The organism is Geomonas sp., assembly GCF_056994735.1.
Genome location: NZ_JBXKJL010000344.1, coordinates 1 through 1,287, shown reverse-complemented (window position 1 = coordinate 1,287; position 1,287 = coordinate 1). Strand labels below are relative to the sequence as shown.

At 61.3% G+C, this 1,287-nt stretch carries 2 protein-coding genes; both read left to right on the top strand.

The window, feature by feature from the left end; all coding sequences use genetic code 11:
* Positions 1 to 411: SH3 domain-containing protein (locus tag AC11W3_RS14910; protein ID WP_484093255.1), on the top strand; the 411-nt coding region annotated here is incomplete at its 5' end.
* A gap of 10 nt (positions 412 to 421) precedes the next feature.
* Positions 422 to 1,287, top strand: an 866-nt coding sequence (locus AC11W3_RS14905) for a M48 family metalloprotease (RefSeq protein WP_484093254.1), incomplete at its 3' end; no start/stop codon positions are given.

The following is a 1,287-nucleotide window of genomic DNA, read 5'->3' as shown; positions in this document are numbered from 1 at the left end:
ATGAAGACGGAGGCGTCCGTATCATCCGGTGACGTGGAGCCCCTGCCGGTCGGCGCCGAGCTGACGTTACTGGAGGACGGCGGCCGCTGGCTGAGGGTGAAGGCCGCGGACGGCAACGAAGGATGGGTCTATGCGGGCCGCGTCTCCAGTACGGCGCCGGCCACCGAGGTCAGCGGCGGAGACGGTGGAGTTTTCGGCCAGAGCATGCAGGAAAGCCAGATCCAGACCGGCAAGGCCGACAGCGCGCGCAGTATCCGCGGACTTTCGCCGGAGACCACCGCCTATGCGAAACAGCGGGGAACTCCCGAGGTTTTCAAAAAGGAATTGGACAAGATCCTGGCGCGTAAGGTGACCCCTCAGGCGCTGAAGGCATTTCTACGCGAAGGGAAGATCGGCGAATACGCGCCGTAGGGGGATAGCGATGAGAAAGATATATTCAGCGGTCATTGTGATGATGCTTGTTATTCCCGTCACCGCCCGTGCAGGTTTTTTCGACCAGTTACAGAAGGCGCTGCCGGCTGATTCTAAAGAAGGGAAGATCCTGTCGGGGGCGACGAAGGTCCTCTCCAGCACCCAGGATATGGACTACAAGAGCGAACGTACGATCGGGGAGTCCCTCGCGCTGGAGGGGATGCAGCGTTTCGGGAAGCCGGTTCAAAACGAAGCCCTGCAGCGCTATGTGAACCTGGTGGGGAACGCCTTGGCTGCCAACAGCAAAAGGGCGACCATCCCGTACGAGTTCGCCGTGCTCGACAGCCCGGTCGATAACGCCTTCGCCGCCCCTGGCGGGGTGATTTTCGTCTCGAAGGCGCTGGTCAACCTCATGGGCAACGAGGCTGAACTGGCTGGCGTTCTCGCCCATGAGATCGGACACGTGGCGGGCAAGCATGCGATCAGCAGCATCCGGCGCACCCAGTTCCTCGAAGGAGTAGGCACCATCACCGCCGCTAACATGAAGGGGGACAAGGGAAAGCAGTTCCAGTCCATGATAGGTGACCTGCAGTCGGTGCTCTTCGACAAGGGGTTGGACAAGAGCATGGAGTACGAGGCGGACGCCGCCGCCATGGAGACCGCCTACCGCACCGGGTACGATCCGCGCGGACTGATCAACGTGCTCAAAAAACTGCAGAAGATCGAGGCCTCAAGCATCAAGAAGGGCTCCTGGTACTCCACCCATCCTCCGCTGGACGAGAGGATCGCGAGGCTGGAAGCGCAGCTTTCGAAGTACCCCGACGCCGCGGCACTGGCCACGGTGCGAGATCGGTTCGCCAAGCAGGTGAGCGTAAA